Origin of the sequence: Lentzea sp. NPDC058450, assembly GCF_042721395.1 — a bacterium.
GTDB lineage: Bacteria > Actinomycetota > Actinomycetes > Mycobacteriales > Pseudonocardiaceae > Lentzea.
The window spans coordinates 1-18,093 of record NZ_JBHXLO010000002.1 but is presented as its reverse complement, the minus strand read 5'-3'; the positions used below and the strand labels follow the sequence as shown (position 1 = coordinate 18,093).

The 18,093-nt window shown below is 70.8% G+C and carries 18 protein-coding genes; 8 read left to right on the top strand and 10 right to left on the bottom strand.

Annotation, left to right across the window (positions count from 1 at the left end; all coding sequences use genetic code 11):
* Positions 1-3 precede the first annotated feature (3 nt).
* Genes ACFWNN_RS04340 through ACFWNN_RS04320 form a run of 5 tightly spaced genes read right to left on the bottom strand, consistent with a single transcriptional unit; the run spans position 4 to position 4,926 of the window.
* The gene (locus tag ACFWNN_RS04340; RefSeq protein ID WP_382438423.1) at positions 4-972 is read right to left on the bottom strand and encodes an NAD(P)-dependent alcohol dehydrogenase; all 969 of its coding nucleotides are present in this window, start codon (positions 970-972) and stop codon (positions 4-6) included.
* A 58-nt stretch (positions 973-1,030) separates the two neighbouring features.
* Complete coding sequence (locus tag ACFWNN_RS04335) at positions 1,031-2,536, bottom strand: leucine-rich repeat domain-containing protein (protein WP_382438422.1); 1,506 nt, start codon at positions 2,534-2,536, stop codon at positions 1,031-1,033.
* A gap of 10 nt (positions 2,537-2,546) precedes the next feature.
* Complete coding sequence (locus tag ACFWNN_RS04330) at positions 2,547-3,140, bottom strand: VOC family protein (protein ID WP_382438421.1); 594 nt, start codon at positions 3,138-3,140, stop codon at positions 2,547-2,549.
* Positions 3,137-4,480 carry a dihydrolipoyl dehydrogenase family protein gene (locus tag ACFWNN_RS04325; protein ID WP_382438420.1) on the bottom strand — a complete coding sequence of 448 codons (1,344 nt, stop codon included), beginning with the start codon at positions 4,478-4,480 and terminating at the stop codon, positions 3,137-3,139. Before ACFWNN_RS04325 ends, ACFWNN_RS04330 begins: the two co-directional genes overlap by 4 nt.
* Positions 4,480-4,926: a VOC family protein gene (locus ACFWNN_RS04320; RefSeq protein ID WP_382438419.1), complete on the bottom strand. Its 447-nt coding sequence runs from the start codon at positions 4,924-4,926 to the stop codon at positions 4,480-4,482. The genes ACFWNN_RS04325 and ACFWNN_RS04320 overlap by 1 nt, the downstream gene beginning before the upstream one ends.
* 106 nt (positions 4,927-5,032) lie before the next feature.
* Here ACFWNN_RS04320 and ACFWNN_RS04315 point away from each other — a divergent pair, with 106 nt between their 5' ends.
* Entirely contained in the window at positions 5,033-7,675 is a 2,643-nt protein-coding gene (locus ACFWNN_RS04315; RefSeq protein ID WP_382438418.1) for an AAA family ATPase, read from the top strand.
* Between the two features lie 23 nt (positions 7,676-7,698).
* On the opposite strand, the gene ACFWNN_RS04310 is transcribed toward ACFWNN_RS04315, so the two are convergent.
* The gene (locus ACFWNN_RS04310) at positions 7,699-8,445 is read right to left on the bottom strand and encodes an SDR family oxidoreductase (protein ID WP_382438417.1); all 747 of its coding nucleotides are present in this window, start codon (positions 8,443-8,445) and stop codon (positions 7,699-7,701) included.
* Positions 8,446-8,525: 80 nt separating this feature from the next.
* Positions 8,526-9,392, bottom strand: coding sequence for an RNA polymerase sigma-70 factor (locus tag ACFWNN_RS04305; RefSeq protein ID WP_382438416.1), 867 nt, complete (start codon positions 9,390-9,392; stop codon positions 8,526-8,528).
* 115 nt (positions 9,393-9,507) lie between these two features.
* Here ACFWNN_RS04305 and ACFWNN_RS04300 point away from each other — a divergent pair, with 115 nt between their 5' ends.
* Complete coding sequence (locus ACFWNN_RS04300) at positions 9,508-10,014, top strand: DinB family protein (RefSeq protein ID WP_382438415.1); 507 nt, start codon at positions 9,508-9,510, stop codon at positions 10,012-10,014.
* Here ACFWNN_RS04300 and ACFWNN_RS04295 read toward each other — a convergent pair whose 3' ends face one another.
* The 3 genes from ACFWNN_RS04295 to ACFWNN_RS04285 form a co-directional block, all read right to left on the bottom strand.
* Entirely contained in the window at positions 10,015-10,443 is a 429-nt protein-coding gene (locus ACFWNN_RS04295) for an XRE family transcriptional regulator (RefSeq protein ID WP_382438414.1), read from the bottom strand.
* A gap of 160 nt (positions 10,444-10,603) precedes the next feature.
* Positions 10,604-11,908, bottom strand: a complete 1,305-nt coding sequence (locus ACFWNN_RS04290; RefSeq protein WP_382438413.1) for an NAD(P)/FAD-dependent oxidoreductase — start codon at positions 11,906-11,908, stop codon at positions 10,604-10,606.
* Positions 11,909-11,928: 20 nt separating this feature from the next.
* A complete protein-coding gene (locus ACFWNN_RS04285; protein ID WP_382438412.1) occupies positions 11,929-12,726 on the bottom strand; it encodes an IclR family transcriptional regulator C-terminal domain-containing protein in 798 nt (265 codons plus the stop codon).
* A 110-nt stretch (positions 12,727-12,836) separates the two neighbouring features.
* Between ACFWNN_RS04285 and ACFWNN_RS04280 the strand changes: the two genes are divergently transcribed.
* Genes ACFWNN_RS04280 through ACFWNN_RS04255 form a run of 6 tightly spaced genes read left to right on the top strand, consistent with a single transcriptional unit; the run spans position 12,837 to position 17,915 of the window.
* A complete protein-coding gene (locus tag ACFWNN_RS04280; protein WP_382438411.1) occupies positions 12,837-13,400 on the top strand; it encodes a flavin reductase family protein in 564 nt (187 codons plus the stop codon).
* Positions 13,401-13,402: 2 nt separating this feature from the next.
* Positions 13,403-14,947, top strand: coding sequence for a 4-hydroxyphenylacetate 3-hydroxylase family protein (locus ACFWNN_RS04275; RefSeq protein WP_382438410.1), 1,545 nt, complete (start codon positions 13,403-13,405; stop codon positions 14,945-14,947).
* A 7-nt stretch (positions 14,948-14,954) separates the two neighbouring features.
* Entirely contained in the window at positions 14,955-15,782 is an 828-nt protein-coding gene (locus ACFWNN_RS04270; RefSeq protein WP_382438409.1) for a dioxygenase, read from the top strand.
* Entirely contained in the window at positions 15,779-16,897 is a 1,119-nt protein-coding gene (locus ACFWNN_RS04265) for a muconate/chloromuconate family cycloisomerase (RefSeq protein WP_382438408.1), read from the top strand. Before ACFWNN_RS04270 ends, ACFWNN_RS04265 begins: the two co-directional genes overlap by 4 nt.
* Before the next feature lie 2 nt (positions 16,898-16,899).
* Positions 16,900-17,187 carry a muconolactone Delta-isomerase gene (gene catC / locus ACFWNN_RS04260; protein ID WP_382438407.1) on the top strand — a complete coding sequence of 96 codons (288 nt, stop codon included), beginning with the start codon at positions 16,900-16,902 and terminating at the stop codon, positions 17,185-17,187.
* Positions 17,184-17,915, top strand: coding sequence for an adenylyltransferase/cytidyltransferase family protein (locus tag ACFWNN_RS04255; protein ID WP_382438406.1), 732 nt, complete (start codon positions 17,184-17,186; stop codon positions 17,913-17,915). Before catC ends, ACFWNN_RS04255 begins: the two co-directional genes overlap by 4 nt.
* Positions 17,916-18,093: the final 178 nt, after the last annotated feature.

Genomic DNA, 18,093 nt, shown 5'->3' with positions numbered 1-18,093 from the left:
TAGTCAGGCTGTCACGACCACCTTGGCCCGCGCGTGCTCCGACTCGACGTGCCGGATCGCGTCGGGCGCGTCCGTCAGCGGGTAGGTCCGCTCGATGACGGGCACGAGCCTCCCGGACTCGGCGAGCTCCCGCAGTGCGGCGAGGTTCTCCTTGCTGGGCTTGGCCTCCAGCACCACGAGCCGCTGCCGGGTGAACGACGCGAGCAGCCGCCCCTGGATGATCAGCCGGTACGGCCCGAACAGCGCGCCCCCGGTGAAGCTGCCGCCGCCGGAGAGCACCAGCGTGCCGTCGGGGGTGAGCAACGCCCGCAACTCGGCCATCGTCCGGTTCCCCACCAGGTCGAACACGACGTCGTAGACCTGGCCGGACCGGGTGAAGTCCGTGGTCGTGTAGTCGACGACGTGGTCGGCCCCTACCGACCGCACCTGCTCGGCGTTGCGCGTGCTGCACACCCCCGTGACCACGGCCTTGCGCGCCTTGGCGATCTGCACTGCCATCAGCCCGACCCCACCGGACGCGCCGTTGATCAGCACCTTCTGCCCGGCCTGCAGTTCGCGCAGCCCCATCCACGCGGTGTTGCCGGCCAGCGGCAGCGTCGCCGCCTGCTCGAACGTGAGGTTGGACGGCTTGTGCGCCACCAGGTTCGCGGGCACCCGCACGTACTCGGCGAAGGACCCCTCGACCTCCCCGAACACCTCGTCCCCGACCTGCAGCATGCCGCTGACGCCCGGCCCGACCTCCGCGACCACGCCCGCGAAGTCCATCCCCCGGATCCGCGCCTTCGGCCCCTTGAGCCCGAGGAACAACCGCGCGAAGTACGGGTCTCCGCGCATGATGTGCCAGTCGGCGGCGTTCACCGAGGACGCCCTGACCCGCACGAGCACCTCCCCCGCGCCGGGCACGGGCCGTTCGACCTCTCTGAGTTCCAACACGTCCGCGGAGCCGTATCTGTCCTGGACGATCGCCTTCATGGCGGGTCTCCCTCATTCGCTCGTGAGGGAAGCTTCGCCGCGCCCGGCCCTCAGCACATCAGGGACGCCCCCTACGGCGATCCCGGAAGTCTTCGGCGGGCGGGTCCGGGTCCCGTTCCTCTGCCTCGTCGAACTCGTAGGGCTTCACGTGCTTCAGGAACGCGACGACCGCTGGTCGTTCACTCGCCAGCAGCCCGGTGGCGGGCCGAGTGCCGTGATACCCGTCAACAACGCCGGTGAACACCGCGTCGAGGTTCGGGAACGCCTCCAGCACCTCGGCGGGCAACGGCGTCCGGTACCGGCGGCGGCCCGCCGTCCAGGCGTCCTGGGCCAGGTCGAGTTCGAGAAGGTTTTCTGCCGCACCGGATCGAGCGAACTCCACGAGACCGTCGTCGCCGATGACGTTGTCGTGCAGGTTCAACTCCCACAGCTGGGGCGTCACCGACCATCGTGCGAGCTTTCGCACACCGTCGGAGTCGATGTCGTTGTGCGCCAACGAGATTCCGTCCAGCTCGGGCGCGTCCGGCAGCCAGTCCAGCTCGCCGATCGCACAGTCGTCCGCGCGCACACCGCGAAGCGTCTGCCACGCGGGTCCGTCCGGCAGTCCTCCCAGCGGATTTCCTGACACGTCAAGGGATTCGAGTGGCAGCGCCATGACCTCGTCCAGGTCGGCGAGACCGGTGGCGGCGAGGTTCAGCGACTTGAGCCGAGGCAGCCGGGCGAGCGCCCGCACGTCACCGATCGGGTGCGCGACCGGGCTGTAGTAGTGCGGCGAACCGCTGATCTCACCGCTGAGGTCGAGGTGTTCGAGCGCGGGCAGGTCCACGTCCGGCACCCCGCCACGAACCTTGAGGCTGGTCAGGTTTCCGAGGTCGGCCCGACTGAAGAACTCGGTCGCGTCGCAGTCGAACCTGAGCGCGAGGTCCAGCTCGGCCAACGGGCAGTCCGCGAGCTCACGGGCCTCCTCCACGGTCGCCACGTGCACCTCGGCCGACCGCAGCTCCGGCACGAACCCGTTGCGCAGCAACCGAACCACGCCCGGCGCGCGCATCCCGATGTGCCGCAACGCAGTCGGCCTGTCGATCGGCAACGACGCGTCCGCGACGAGCGACTCGAGCCACTGGAACGCCTCACCCGCCACGAACCGGGTCAGCGCCCGCCCGTCGAACTTCATCAGCCCGCGGAACTCCACGGCCCGCAACGCTTCCCAGTGCTCGGCGATCTCCGGCAGCGCTGCCACCTGCTCCATGGCGTACCAGGAGAGCTTCACCCGCGTCACGCCACGCACTTCGGCCCGCACCCGAGGATCCGGCACCGCCAGTCGCCGCATCCCGTGCTGACCCGTGTGCAGATCCACCGACCGCACCAGCGGCCACACGGTCTTCGTGAACCCGGACTCCAGCCCGGCGACCCACGAGTACGGCGCCTCCCGCACGTCGTCCGGCCAGCCGGCCAGCCGTCGTTCAACAGCAGCGAGATCCGCACCGGTTCTGGCCACCGCGGCACAAAGCGCGCGGAACGCCAACCTGGTCGGCGTCCCGCGCAGCGCTCTCTCCACACTCACCCGCTCGAACCTACTGCGGCAGCTCCGCGCCCGTCTGCTCCTTGACCATGTACTCGGCGTACCAGTCGGGCCAGTTCACGTCGTACTCGCCGCCGTTGCGCTTCTCGTGCTCGCCGTGCGCCACCGCGGCCCGCCGCAACGCCGCCGCCAGGTCCGTGATCGACGTGTACGACGTGTCGTCGGCGTCCACCCGGCCGGGAAGCCGGGTCGTGACCTCCTGCAGGATCCACAGGTTGCCGTCCGGGTCGGCGAACTCGGCCCGCGTGAAGTAGCTGCGACGCTCCGGGTCCGCACCCTCGACGGGCCCGTCCGGCCCGCCGTGGAACAGCGGCCCGACCTTGATCCCGGCCGCGAGCAATGCCTCGTGCGTCTCGACGATGTCCGCCACGATCAGGAAGTGCCGCCCCGAACCGGGTGCCGCGGTCGTCACGCCCTCACCGAAGTGGATGGACGCGCCGGACCCGTGCGGCGTGTACTGCACGACCCACGGCGGCGTGACGTCCTGCCGCCACCCGAGCCGCGTGTAGAACTCCTTCGCCCGCTCGACGTCGGACACGGGGACGACGGTGACTTCGAGCTTCATGTCGATCTCTTCGAGCTTCACTTCGCTACTTCCTTCACGAGGTCGCGGAGCGCGTTGAGGAACGCCTCCGAAAAGGTGGGGAACGGTTGGATCACGTCGATCAGCACGGCCAGCGGCACCTTCGCCCGGATGGCCAGGGTCGCCTGCTGCAACCACTCGCCGGCCTCCGGTCCGACGGCGTACGCGCCGGTGAGCACCTCGCCGTCGGACACGAGGGTCAGGAATCCGGGCCGCGTGGCGTACTCGCTGGTGTAGGTGGCCGTGCGGGCGACGCCGGACAGCTGCGCCGTGGCGGTGTACTCGCCTTCCGCGGCACCGACCGCGGCGACTTCGGGGGTGGTGAACACGACCCTGGGCACGGCGTCGTAGTTGACGGTCGCGTGCCGCCCGAGGATGTTCGCGGCGGCGACCCGCCCCTGGTACTTGCCGACGTGCGTCAGGTTCCACTGCCCGGTGACGTCACCGACGGCCCAGACCCCCTCGGCGACGTTCATCCGCTCGTCCGTCGCCAGTCCACGCGGGTTCGCTTCGACACCAATGGTGTCGAGGCCGATCCCGTCGACCCGAGGGCGCCTGCCGGTGGCGACGAGCAGCTTGTCACCGCGCAACTGGCTGCCGTCCGGGAAGTCGAGCACGTACTCGCCGTCGACGAACGACGCCCTGCTGGCGTGCGATCCGAGGTGCAACTCGACCCCGTCCGCCGCCAGCGCCTCGGTCAACGCCCGCCCGGCCGCCTCAGGCTCCCGGGGCAGCACCCGGTCGGCACCTTCGACCAGCGCGACCTCGGCCCCGAAGCTCCGGAACGCCTGCGCTATCTCGACCCCGACGGGTCCGCCGCCGAGCACCAGCAACCGCCGCGGGATCTCGGCGACACCGGTGGCCTCGCGGTTCGTCCACACGTCGAGCTCGCTCAGCCCGGGAATCGGCGGGAGGAACGGCGCCGACCCGGTGGCGATCACGACGTGATCGGCCGAGTACGTCCGCCCGGCCACCTCGACGAGCCCGTGCCCGGCGATCCTGCCGTGACCGCGCAGCACGTCGATCCCGGCACTCTCGGCCCACTGGGCGCCGCCCGCGTCGTCGTAGGACGAGACCATGAAGTCGCGGTACGCCAGCACCGCCGCGACGTCGACCCCACCGGTCACCGCCTGCCGCGCACCGGGCACCTGCCGAGCCGCCGCGAGCACCTCACCGGCCCGGACCAACGTCTTGGAGGGGATGCAAGCCCAGAACGAGCACTCCCCGCCCAGCAACTCCTGCTCGACCACGGCCACCCGCAGCCCGCCCTCGGCGACGGCCGCGGCGAAGTGCTCACCGGGCGACCCGCCACCGATGACGATCACGTCGTAGTCAGTCGCCATCACACACGTCCGGGCAGGCGAGTCGTGACCTCCTGCAGCACCCAGCCGTTGCCGTCGGGGTCGCTGAACGAGGCGAACGACCCGTAACTGGCCCGCGCGGCATCCGGCCCGGCCACCCGTCCCTCGACCCCGGCGTGGTGGAACACCCCTGTCTTGTCGTGGAAGATCTCGCTGACCTCCACCCCGCGCCCGACCAGGTCCTCCCGTGCGGCCTCGATGTCGTCCACGACCAGGTGCAGCCCCTCGGCGCTGCCCGGCACCGCGTTCGAGACGCCGGTGCCGAAGATGATCGAGGCGGGCGAGCCGGTCGGCGTGAACTGGACGAGCCGATACCCCTCGTCGTCCGCGAACTCGGCGTCGAACCGCCAGCCCAGCGCCTTGTAGAAGTGCACCGCCCGGTCGATGTCGCTGACCGGGATCACGGCCACCTCGAACCTGTAGTCCATCGTGTTCATCTCCTCATCTCGTCGATGACACGACTCTGCTCCTGCGGGAGCCCTCTTCGAACCCGTGGAACACCCTGGTGAGTCCCTGGCCCGTAGGCTCGGGCCCGTGTCGGACGAAGGTCTGCTGGGCAGGCGCACCGAGGGTGAGACGCTGGACCGACTGCTCACGCAGGCCCGCTCCGGCGCAGGTCAGGTGCTGGTGCTGCGCGGCGAGGCCGGCATCGGCAAGACCGCCCTGCTCGACCAGGTGTCCGGCAGGGCCGACGGCTTCCGGGTCGCGCGGGCCGCGGGCGTCGAGTCCGAGAGCGCGTTCCCCTACGCGGGCCTGCACCAGCTCTGCGTCCCGTTCCTGGACCGCCTCGACCACCTGCCGCCGCCCCAGCGCGAGGCACTGGCCACCGCGTTCGGCATGGCCACCGGCCCGCGGCCGACCCGCTTCATGGTCGGCCTGGCGGTGCTGACGCTGCTGGCCGAGGTGGCCGACGAACAGCCCCTCGTGTGTCTGGTGGACGACGCCCAGTGGCTCGACTCGATGTCCTCGGCGGTGCTCGGCTTCGTGGCCCGCCGCCTCCTGGCCGAACGGATCGCCCTGGTCTTCGTCCTGCGCGAAGGCAACGACTACCTCGACGGACTCCCGGAACTCCACGTGCGCGGCCTGGACGACGCCGACTCGCGGGCGTTGCTGGAGTCGGTGGTCAAGGGCCCGGTGGACGGGCGGGTGCGCGACCGGATCGTCGCGGAGGCGCGCGGCAACCCGCTCGCGTTGCTGGAGCTGCCGAGGGCCTGGACCACCGCCGAACTGGCCGACGGCCTCGACGCGGCCCCGCTGACCAGCCGGATCGAGGCCGGGTTCGCCCGGCAGATCGACGACCTGCCCGCGGACACCCGTCTCCTGATGCTGACCGCCGCTGCCGAACCGCTGGGCGACGCCACCCTCCTCTGGCAGGCGGCGGGCCTGCTGGGCCTGGGCGCCGATCCGGCCGCGGCCGCCCTGAACACCGGCCTGATCGAGTTCGGCGCCCGCGTCCGCTTCCGCCACCCGCTGGTCCGCTCGGCCGTCTACCGCGCGGCGTCCGTCGCGGACCGGTTGAAGGTCCACAACGCCCTGGCCGACGTCACGAACGAGGCCATCGACCCGGACCGCCGCGCCTGGCACCGGGCGCAGGGCACCGCCGCACCCGACGAGGCGGTGGCCGCCGCTCTCGAGAACACGGCGGGACGTGCCCAGGCCAGGGGTGGTCTGCTGGCCGCGGCGGCGTTCCTCGAACAGGCCGCCGCGCTCACCCCGGAGGCCGGTCGGCGTGCGGACCGCGAACTGGCCGCCGCCAGAGCGAAACGCGATGCCGGATCGCTGGACGCCTCGCTGCGGCTGCTCAGCGCCGTCGAGGCCGGCCCGCCGGACGAGCTCCGCAGCGCCCAGGTCGAACAGCTGCGCGGGCACATCGCCTTCGACCAGCGCCGAGTGGCCGACGCCGCCCCGCTCCTGTTCAGCGCGGCCCGCAGACTCACGCCGTTCGACCAGGCCCTGGCCCGCGAGACGCACCTGGAGGCACTCGCGGCCGAAGTCTGGGCCGGAACGCCCGGCACCACCCGTGAGGCTCCCCCACCGCGCACCCCGCCCAGCGCCCTGGACCTCGTCCTGGACGCGCTGACCACCCGGATCACCGCGGGCTACGCGGCGGCGATCGCCCCGATGACCGAGGCGCTGAACGAGGTGCGGGCGCTCGGGGACGGGACCCCGTGGCTGTTCGGCAACCGCGCGGCGGGCATCATCGCGAGCGAACTCTGGGACTTCGACACCCGGCGGGCGTTCGCCCACCACCAGGTCAAGCTGGCCAGGGACGCCGGCGCACTGGTCCAGCTCCAGTTCGCCCTGAACTTCCTGGCGGACAACGAGATCCTGGCCGGCGACCCCGCGGCCGCCCAGGCGCTGATCGAGGAGGACCGGCGCATCGCGGAGGTGACCGGCACCCCGCCGGTCGGCTACGCGATCCTCATGCAGGCGGCCTTCCGCGGCGAGGACCTGTCCACCGCGGCCCGCACCGACGCCCTGAAGACCGGTCAGGGCAGGCTCGCCGTGTTCGCCGACTGGACCCTGGCCGTCCTCCACAACGGACTGGGCCGCCACGACCAGGCCCTGGCCGCGGCGCAACGGATCCCGGAAACCCTCGTCTACAGCTGCCTCGTCGCCTCGGAACTGGCCGAAGCCGCCTCCCGCACCGGTGACGCGAAGCTCGTCACCGAGGCCCTGACCCGATCAGCCCAGTGGGTGGACACCCCGTGGTCGCTGGGCATCAAGGCAAGACTGCGCGCCTTCGACGGCGACCCCACCGGTTTCGCCGAGTCGATCGTCCACTTCGAACAGACCGCGCTGCGCCCGGAACTCGGCCGCGCCCACCTGCTCCAGGGCGAGTGGCTGCGCCGGGAAGGCCACCGCGTGGAAGCCCGCGACCACCTCCGCACCGCGCACGAAACGCTGACGGCGTGCGGGATGCCGGCGTTCGCCGACAGGGCGTGGCGCGAACTGCAGGCGACCGGCGAGACGGCCCGCAAGCGCACCGCCGAACCGACCGACGAGCTGACCGCGCAGGAGTACCAGATCGCCAAGCTGGCCAAGGAGGGCTTCTCGAACCCGGAGATCGGCACGAGGCTCTTCCTCAGCCCGCGCACCGTGGAGTGGCACCTGCGCAAGGTGTTCGGCAAGGTCGGTGTGACCTCGCGCCGCCAACTCAGGGACGCGGAGTTCTGACGTCGGCGGCGCGGGTCCGCTGATCAGTTCCCGGCGTCCAGCCAGTCCCGCAACGACGTCGGCTGCAGGTGCGCGCCGGCGTTCGGCACGAGCTGCTTGCCGGTCAGGAACGTGCCGAAGTACTTGGCCTGCGGGTCACCGACGACCTCGCGCTCGTCCTTGCGGTGCGCGAGAACCGTGCGGATCCAACCGTCCATTGTGAACTCTTCCGGCCCGCCGATCTCCAGCACGCCGTTGACCGGCTCACCCGCGGCCGTGCGCCCCACGACCGCGGCCACGTCGGACGCCGCGATCGGCTGGACGCCACCGTGCGGGAGGTGCACGGCGCCGTCCAGCTCGGCCGAGTTCGCGATGGCACCCGCGAACTCGAAGAACTGGGTCGCGCGGATGATCGAGTAGGTGAGCCCCGACTCCTTGATGAGCTTCTCCTGCGCCACCTTCGCGCGCAGGTACCCGGACTCGGGCAGCTCGTCCGTACCGACGATCGACAGCGCGACGTAGTGGCCGACGCCCGCCTCGCCGGCCGCCTCGGTCAGGTTGGTCGTGGCCGTGGTGAAGAAGTTCATGACGTCGTCGTCGGCGAACGACGGCGAGTTCGACACGTCGATCAGCACGTCGGCGCCCTGCAGGACCTCCTTCACCCCCTCACCGGTCAGCGTGTTGACGCCGGTGTTCGGGGACGCGGGCACGGCGTCGTGGCCGTGCTCGCCGAGCCGCCGCACGACCTGGCTGCCGATCAACCCGGTGCCACCGATGACAACGATCCTCATGGGTCCGTCCCTCTCGTGAGCCCGCTGGAGTGCGGGCGTTCACGAGCTAAGACAGGACAGCCACCGAGGTTGTGACAGGACTACCGAAACGCACCCAGCTTGGCGGGATTGACCAGCCACAACACCTGGTCGATGCCCTCGTCCGAGGCCGTCACGGTGATCACCGCGTACGTCCCGTCGGCCTTGCTCAGCCGCACCGCGCTCTGCCCGTTCGCCTCGACGAACGCCATCTCCGCGCCCGCCCAGAACGACGGCGCCCAGCCCGAGATGATCTTCGCCAGGGTCTCCGCGCCGAACAGCGGGCGTCCGGCCGCGCGGATGGCGCCGTTGCTGTCGGACCAGCTCACGACGTCCTGCGCGAACAGCTCCTCCAGCGCCGCCAGGTCACCGGCCTGCGCCGCCGCCACGAACGCCTCCAGCAGCTTGCGCTGGTCCGCACGCCCGACCGGCACGCGGCGTTCGTCGGCGAGGTGCTTGCGCGCCCGGCTCACCAGCTGCCGCGTCGCCACCTCGCTGGTCTGCACGATCTCCGCGATCTCGCGGTACGGGTAGTCGAACGCCTCGCGCAGCACGTACGCGGCGCGTTCGGTCGGGGTCAGCTTCTCCAGCAGCATCAGCACCGCGAGCTCCAGCACCGCCCCCTGCTCGGCCCCGACCTGCGGGTCCGCGGTGGTGTCGACGGGCTCGGGCAGCCACGGCCCGACGTAGGTCTCGCGACGGGCCCGCGCGGTCTGCGACTCGTTGATCGCGAGCCGGGTGATGGCGGTGGCGAGGTACGCCTCGGCGTTGCGCACGGCCGAGCGGTCCGCGAGCTGCCAGCGCAGCCACACCTCCTGCACGAGGTCCTCGGCGTCGGCCACGCTGCCGGTCATGCGGTAGGCGATGCCGAACAGCCTCGGCCGGGCCGCCGCGAACGCCGACTCGGCCTCGTCGAGCTGCTGGGTCATCCGCCACCCCTCTCCTCGCGGCAACGGTAGCGCCGATCGGACAAGCGAGCGTTGTGGCTCCCGGCACGCGTTAATCCGGGTGCGGGAGATCATCTCGGAGATCAGACTGGCGCGCGTGACCACCGAACGCCCCAGCCCTCCGCTTCAGGCGGGCGAACGCGAGACCCTGCGCGCGTTCCTCGACTTCCACCGCGCCACCCTCGCGATGAAGTGCGACGGACTGTCCGATGAGGACCTGCGCCGCCGCTCGATGCCCCCGTCCACGCTCACGTTGCTGGGCCTGGTGCGGCACATGGCCGAGGTCGAGCGCACCTGGTTCCGCAAGGTCATCAACGGCGAGGACCTGAGCCTCGTCTGGTCCGAGGAGAACGACTACCAGGCCGCCTACGACGCCTCGAACTCCACGCGCTCCGAGGCGTTCGCCGCCTGGCAGCACGAGGTCGAGCACGCGCGCCGGATCGAACGCGAGGCCGAGTCGCTCGACGTGACGGGCTACCAGCCGCGCTGGGGCGAGCAGGTGTCGTTGCGGCTCGTGCTGAACCACCTGTGCCACGAGTACGCGCGGCACAACGGCCACGCGGACTTCCTGCGCGAGGGGATCGACGGCGTCACCGGGGCGTGATCACTCCGCGTCGTCGCCGGCGGGCGGCAGGCCCTCGATCGACCGCGCGTGCTGGATCATGCCGAGCACGGCCTTGATGCTCGCGGGCGACAGACCGTTGGCCCGCAACGCCAACGAGCGCACGTCGCTGTCCCGCAACGCCACCAGCAGCTCCAGCTGGTCGTCGATGCCGCTGGTGTCCTCGTCGAGGAAGTACGACGTGGGCACGCCGAAGAACTGGGCGAGGCCTTCGAGGTGGCGCTTCGTCGGGTTGTCGCGCAGGCCCTTGCGCAGCTGCCAGACGTAGGTGTGCGAGATCGAGATGCCTGCCTCGCGGATCGCCGCGGCCACCTCTTCGTAGGTGTACTCGCGCTGGCCCGCCGGGCGCACCGTTCCGAACAACCGATCCAGCCGCCCGGCGAGCGACGCCGGATCCCCCTGGGCTACCACCCGGACATCGTAGTTGACCGCGATCACACCGGACCGGCTTGACCGTGCGATCGGCGGCGTGCCAGAGTTCGTCAACTCAGATTTATGAGTCTGAGCGGGTGTCAACTCTGGGGGTGTGGAGGGCGGGCGGCGACGCGGCGCCCTCCACCAGAACTCCTGGTCAGTGCCCTGCGGCCGCCGGAGGAAGATCGGCCTGCGCCAGGGTGATCCCCCGGTCGGGAACGACGCCGAAGTGCGTGATCTGCCGGCCCGCACCCAGTTCGGTGATCCAGTTCGCCGCCGTCCGGAACCGCCCGTACGGCAGGTCCATCAGGTGGTAGCCGCGCGTCACGGCCTTGGCGGGCAGGCTCGTCAGCGGCAGGCCCAGCGGGTTCGCGACGGCCTGCCAGCCGCCGAGGTCGACCACGAACCCCAGGTCCTTGTGGCGGTACTCGCGGGACGTGCCGTGGCCCAGCGACGCGGCGATGTTGTGCGCGGCGGTCTTGCCCTGGCGTTCGGCGTGCTGGGCGGTCATGGCCGTGATCTCGCCCGGCCGGACCAGGTCGGGCACGGCGGCGGCGTCACCCGCGGCCCACACGTCCTCGCAGACGCGGAGGTGCGTGTCGGTGTCGATCCGGCCGTTGGTCGCGGGCCGGTTCAACGTGCTCACGAGTGGGTCGGGCCGCACGCCGACACACCACACCACGGTCCGTGTCTGGATCTCGCTGCCGTCAGACAGACGCGCGCACGTCGCCGTCATCTCCTTCAGGCTCGTCTCCAGCTTGACCTCGGCGCCACGCCTCACCAGCACCTTGTGCGTCGGGCCGGACAGCCGCGGATCCAGTCCCGGCAGCACGCGCTGGGCCACGTCCACCAGGATCCACCGCGGTTTCACGTCTTTGAGGCCCGGCAGGTGACGCCAGGCGTCCTGGGTCAGCAGCTGCGTCTGCGCGAGGACCTCCGTCCCCGTGTAGCCCGCACCCACCACCACGAACGTGCACCGCGCGCGCCGTTCTTCCGGGTCGTCGGACTGGTCGGCCAGTTCGAGCTGCCGCAGCACGTGGTCCCGCAGGTGGATGGCCTCGGCGATGGTCCGGAAGCCCTTCGCGTGCTCCGCGACACCGGGGATCGACAGCAGCCGCGTGACGCTGCCGGACGTGATCAGCAGCCGGTCGAACGCCATCTCACGCGCCCGGCCCTCGACGTCCGTGACCTGCACGCACTTGCCGGCGAGGTCGATGCCGGTCGCGGCGCCCAGCACGAGCTTCGTGCGCTTGAGCTTGTTGCGCAGCGGCACGGCGACCCGGCGCGGGTCGAGCACGCCGCCCGCGACCTCGGGCAGCAGCGGGATGTAGAGCATGTAGTCGACCGGGTTGACCGCGACCAGCTCGGCCGCGCTCTCCGGCAGGGCGCGTTCCAGCGTGCGCAGACAGTGGAATCCGGCGAACCCGGTACCGATCACCAGGACCCTCGGCCGAGCGGACATCCGTCCTCCTCGTACAACCGTCAGTAGAAGCCCTCACGCCGCGCGGAGCTCTTGTGCCCCAGGTCGGCGCTGATCCGTTCCGCGGCGTCGAGCAGCAACGGCACCACCTCGCCGCGGATCTCCTGCACAGATGATCGCCCGACCGAGGTCGACGACGCGAGCGCGGCGACCACCTCCCCGGTGCGGTCGCGGACGGGCGCCGACACCGAGAGCAGCCCGATCTCCAGCTCCTCCGCCACGATCGACCACCCGTCCGAGCGAACCTGGCGCAGGCTCGCCCGGAACGCGTCCGCGTCGGTGACGGTGTGCCGGGTGAGCGCAGGCAGGCCGGCGGCGACGATCTCGTCCGTCACGGCGTCCGGCGCCCACGCCAGCAGCACGCGGCCCATCGACGTCGCGTGCACCGGCACGCGGGTGCCGACCGACACGTTGATGCTCATGATCCGCCGCACCGGCACGCGGGCGACGTAGACGGCGTCCCGTCCGTCCAGCTCCGCGAGCGACGCCGACTCGCCGGTCTTCGCGGACAGCTCCAGCAGGTGCGGCTGGGCGATCTCGATCATCGCGTGGGACGCCGAGTAGTGCTGCCCGATGCTCAGCACCCGAGGCGTCAACGTCCACCTCGTGCCCTCGTTGCGCACGTACCCCAACCGTTGCAGCGTAAGGAGAATCCGGCGCACGGCCGGGCGCGAGAGGTTGGTCGCGGCGGCCAGTTCGGCGAGGTTCGGGCTGACCCGGTCCTCGTCGAACGCGAGCAGCACCGCGAACCCGCGCTCGATGCTCTGGATGAAGTCGCGCTCGTCCGGCCCGCTGGTCATCGCCCCATCTTTCCGCACCGTGCCCCGTTGACACGGCCGCAACGTCGGTGCACCCTCATGTAACCGCAAAGCGTACATGTTGTACGCACAGCGTACAGGAGGAGCGGGAGATGACTCTGGATCACCGCACAATCCGCAACGGGTTCGGCAGGTTCGCCACCGGTGTCACGGTCGTGACCTGCCGCAACGACGACGGAGAGCCGCACGGCGCGACCGTCAACGCCTTCACGGCCGTCTCGCTGGAACCGGCGCTGTGCCAGGTCACGCTCACGCGCAAGGCCAAGGCCTGCCGCTTCCTCGACGGCAAGCCGTTCGCCGTCAACGTCCTCGCCGCCGACCAGCTCGACGCGGCGTGGACCTTCGCGGGCCGCCCCCAAGGGCCCGCGCCGCGCTGGGCCGACGGGCCGACCGCCCCCGTCCTGCTCGGCAACGCCGCGACCATCTCCTGTCTGCCGTGGCGCACGTACGACGGTGGTGACCACCTGATCGTCATCGGTGAGGTCACGCACCTCAGCACCAGCGACGCCGATCCGTTGCTGTTCTTCGGTGGTGCGTTCCGCGAGATGGCGGACCGCACCGCGGATCACTGGATGAGCTCGGTCGACTGCCCCGACATCGGGTGGTTCGGCTCCGGCTTCGCCCCACTGCGAACCACTTCAACGCTGAAGGGTTAGGCATGACCACGCAGCAACAGCAACGCACGACCCGGCCGATGACCGGCGAGGAGTACATCGAGTCCATTCGGGACGGACGCGAGATCTTCCTCGGCGGCGAGAAGGTCGGTGACGTCACGACGCACCCGGCGTTCCGCAACTCCGTCCGGATGACCGCGCGGTTGTACGACGCGTTGCACGACCCGGACAAGCAGGCCGTGCTGACCGCGCCGACCGACACCGGCAGCAGCGGCTTCACGCACCCGTTCTTCCGCACGCCCCGCAGCAGTGCCGATCTGTACGCCGACCGCGCCGCCATCGCGGAGTGGGCGCGGATGACCTACGGCTGGATGGGCCGCAGCCCCGACTACAAGGCCGCGTTCCTCGGCACGCTGGGCGCGAACGCCGACTTCTACAACCCGTTCGCGGACAACGCGCGGCGCTGGTACCAGGAGTCGCAGGAGAAGGTCCTGTACTGGAACCACGCGATCATCAACCCGCCGGTCGACCGCAACCGCAACCCCGACGAGGTCAGCGACGTGTTCATGCACGTCGAGGAGGAGCGCGACGACGGCCTGATCGTGTCCGGCGCGAAGGTCGTGGCGACCGGGTCGGCGATCACGAACTACAACTTCATCGCGCACTACGGCCTGCCGATCAAGAAGCGCGAGTTCGCGCTGGTGTGCACGGTGCCGATGGGCGCGCCGGGCATGAAGCTGATCTGCCGCAACTCCTACTCGGCCAACGTGGACAAGACCACCGGGCCGTTCGACTACCCGCTGTCGTCGCGGTTCGACGAGAACGACACGATCTTCGTGCTGGACCGGGTGAAGATCCCGTGGGAGAACGTCTTCATCTACGGCGACGCCGAGAAGGCCAGCACGTTCTTCCCCGGTTCCGGGTTCCTGCACCGCTTCACGTTCCACGGCGTCACGCGGCTGTCGGTGAAGCTCGACTTCATCGCCGGACTGCTGCTCAAGGGCGTGGAGGCCACCGGGGTCAAGGACTTCCGCGGCATCCAGACCCGCGTCGGCGAGGTCATCGGGTGGCGCAACCTGTTCCACGCGCTGTCCGAGGCGATGTGCGCGCGGCCGGACGAGTGGGTCGACGGCGCGGTGCTGCCGCACCTCGACTTCGGCCTCGCCTACCGGTGGTTCATGACCGTCGGCTACCCGCGCATCCGCGAGATCATCATGCAGGACATGGGATCCGCGCTCATCTACCTGCCGTCGTCGGCGAAGGACTTCATGTCCGACGAGACGCGGCCGTACCTCGACAAGTACGTGCGCGGGTCGGACGGCATGGACGCCGTCGAGCGGGTGAAGCTGATGAAGCTGATCTGGGACTCGATCGGCAGCGAGTTCGGCGGCCGGCACGAGCTGTACGAGCGCAACTACTCGGGCAACCACGAGGGCGTGCGCGCGGAGATGCTGTTCGCCGCGCAGCAGTCCGGAATGGCTGATTCCATGAAGGGCTTCGCCGAGCAGTGCATGGCCGAGTACGACCTGAACGGCTGGACCGTTCCCGACCTCTTCAACCCCGGCGCCACCACGCTGAACGGAAGGTGACCTCCCGATGACTGCCGTTCACTCCCCCACCGCCGCCGACTCCGGCGCCTCCGCCAGCGCGAACTTCCGTTCCACCGCACGGGAAGGCGTCGCCGTCTCCACCGAGCGGGTGTCCACCGTGGTCGCCGCCGTGCTGCAGGGCGTGCACTCGGCGATCCGCGCACACGACGTCACCTACCCCGAGTTCCAGGCCGCGAAGCAGTGGCTGATGGACCTCGGTGAGGGCGCCGAGTGGCCGTTGTTCCTGGACGTGTTCGTGGAGCACGTCGTCGAGGAGGTCGCGGCCCGCACCCAGGACGGCACCAAGGGCAGCATCCTCGGGCCGTACTACCTGCCGGACCAGGTCGCGCTGCCGTCGGTGTGCACGCTCCCCCACCGTCCGGACGAGGCAGGTGACCCGCTGGTGTTCTCCGGGCGCGTGACCGACCTCGACGGGCAGCCGCTGGCCGGTGCCGAGCTCGACATCTGGCACGCCGACTCCGAGGGCTACTACTCGGGCTTCGCGCCGGACATCCCGTCCGGCAACCTGCGCGGTGTCGTCTCCTGCGATGCCGACGGGCGGTTCGAGATCACCACGGTGCAGCCCGCGCCGTACCAGATCCCGACGGACGGGCCGACCGGGCGGATGATCGACGCGGCGGGCTGGCACCCGTGGCGGCCCGCGCACCTGCACCTCGTCGTGCGCGCGGACGGGCATCGGCCGATCACCACGCAGCTGTACTTCGCGGGCGGTCAGTACGTCGACGACGACGTGGCCGAAGCGGTGAAGCCCGAGCTCGTGCTGACGCCCGTCGACCAGCGCGTGACGTACGACTTCGTGCTCGAGCGGGCATGAACGACCTGCTGATCGACGGCGTGGACACCGTCCTGCTGGACGTCCCGCTCGTCCGGCCGCACCGCTTCGCCCGCACCGGGATGGACGCGCAGCCCGTGCTGCTCGTCCACGTCCGGACCGCGGGCGGGGCGGTCGGCCTCGGCGAGGGCGTCGTGCCGGGCGGGCCGTGGTGGGGCGGCGAGTCGGTCGAGACGATGAAGGTCGTCATCGACCAGTACGTCGCCCCGCTGCTGCTGGGCCGCCGAGTCGACGACATCGCGGGCATTCTCCAAGCGGTCAACGACGTTGTGAACGCGAACCTCTACGCCAAGGCCGCCGTGGAGGTCGCGTTGCACGACGCGTGGGCACGGTCGTTGGGCGTGCCCGTGCACACGTTGCTCGGCGGGCTCGCACGGACGTCGATCCCGGTGACGTGGGCGCTCGGCACGGAACCGGCGCCGGTCGTGATCGAGGAGGCGATGGCCAGGCTCGATCTCGGGCACCGCAGCTTCAAGCTCAAGATGGGCGCGCAGGACCCGGCCGACGACGTGCGGCGGGTGTGCGCGATCGCCGAGAAGCTGGCCGGCGTGGCGGGTGTGCGGGTGGACCTGAACGCGCGCTGGGACCGGCTGACGTCGTTGCGGTACCTGCCGGTGCTGGCCGACGCCGGGGTCGAGCTGGTCGAGCAGCCGGTGCCGGGAGCGGAGGTCGAGTGGCTCGCGGAGATCAACCGCGCGTTGCCGATCCCGGTGATGGCGGACGAGTCGTTGCGCACGCCGTCGGACGCGTTGCGGCTGGCGGGGATGCGGGCGGCGGACGTGTACTCGCTGAAGACGACCAAGTCCGGCGGGCTGCGGGCCACGGCGGCCATTGCTTCGATCGCGGCCGCGGCGGGTATTCCGTGCCACGGCGGCACCTCGATCGAGAGCCCGGTCGGCACGGCGGCGTCGCTGCACCTCGCCTGCGCCTCTCCGGCGGTGACGTGGGGCAGCGAGCTGTTCGGGCCGTTGCTCATGCGCGAGGAGCTGCTCGCCACGCCGCTGCGCTACGACGGCGGCGACCTGCACCTGCCGGTCGGCCCCGGGCTCGGCATCGAGCTGGACCCGGCGGCCGTCGCGGCCTTCACCCGGAGGTGACCGTGCTCTTCCACGTGCGGATGGACGTTTCCCTGCCCCACGACATGGACCCGCAGCGCCGTGCCGAGCTGGTGCGCGCCGAACGCGAACGGGCGCTGGAACTGCAGCGGATGGGCGTGTGGCCGCACCTGTGGCGGGTGGTCGGGCAGTACAGCAACATCAGCGTTTTCGACGTGCCGACGCACGACGAGCTGCACGCTTTCCTGTCGTCGTTGCCGTTGTGGGAGTTCATGAACGTCCAGGTGACTCCACTCGCGACACATCCCTCCGATCTGGCGGCGCAACCATGACAGCGGTGCGGGAAGGCCTGGTGTGGCGTTCGCTCGCGGACGTTCCGGCGGACTGGCCGGGCTGCGTGGTGACGATCGGGGTGTTCGACGGTGTGCATCGTGGGCACGCTCACCTGATCGCCGCCGCGCGCTCGCTGGCCGGCGACCGGCCGGTGGTGCTGGTGACGTTCGACCCGCATCCGGCGGCCGTGCTGGGGTTGGCCCGTGACACGGCGGCGTTGAGCACCGTGGACCGGCGGGCCGAGCTCGGGCACTCGCTCGGGGTGGAGGCGATCCTGGTGCTGCCGTTCACGCGCCGGTTCGCCGCGTTGTCGCCTGCCGCGTTCGTCTCGGACGTGCTGGTCTCGGCTTTGCACGCGGAGGCCGTCGTGGTCGGGGTGAACTTCACATTCGGGCATCGCGGTGCCGGGACCGTGGAGACGCTGCGGGAGCTGGGGCTGGAGGCGCTCGGGGTCGACCTGGTGGACGGGTGTTCGTCGACTCGGGTGCGGGAGCTGGTGCGGCGCGGCGAGGTGAGCGCTGCCAACGCCGTGCTGGGGCGGCCGCACCGGGTGGAGGGCGTGCTGTCGGACGGTGTGCTCGCGGTGCCGCCGGGGACCGCGGTGCCGCCGGACGGGCAGTACCTCGGGCTGCGGGACGGACGGCTGGCGCGGGTGATCGTGTCCGGGCCGGTGCTGGTCGAGGGGCCGGACGGGCCCGCGGTGGTCGAGTTCGTGGACCGGCTCTGACCTGAGGACCCTGGCTTCGTCCGATGTGGATTTACCGCCGGCTAACCGTGCCGTCGCACCGTCGACCTGGCGGAGCTGGCGGAGGATCCGTGGCGCTCCGGCACTGAGGGGTCCCCTCATCCGTGTGAAGGTACCCTTCAGCGTCTGCATGAACCCAACTTACTTCTTGCGCGCGGCG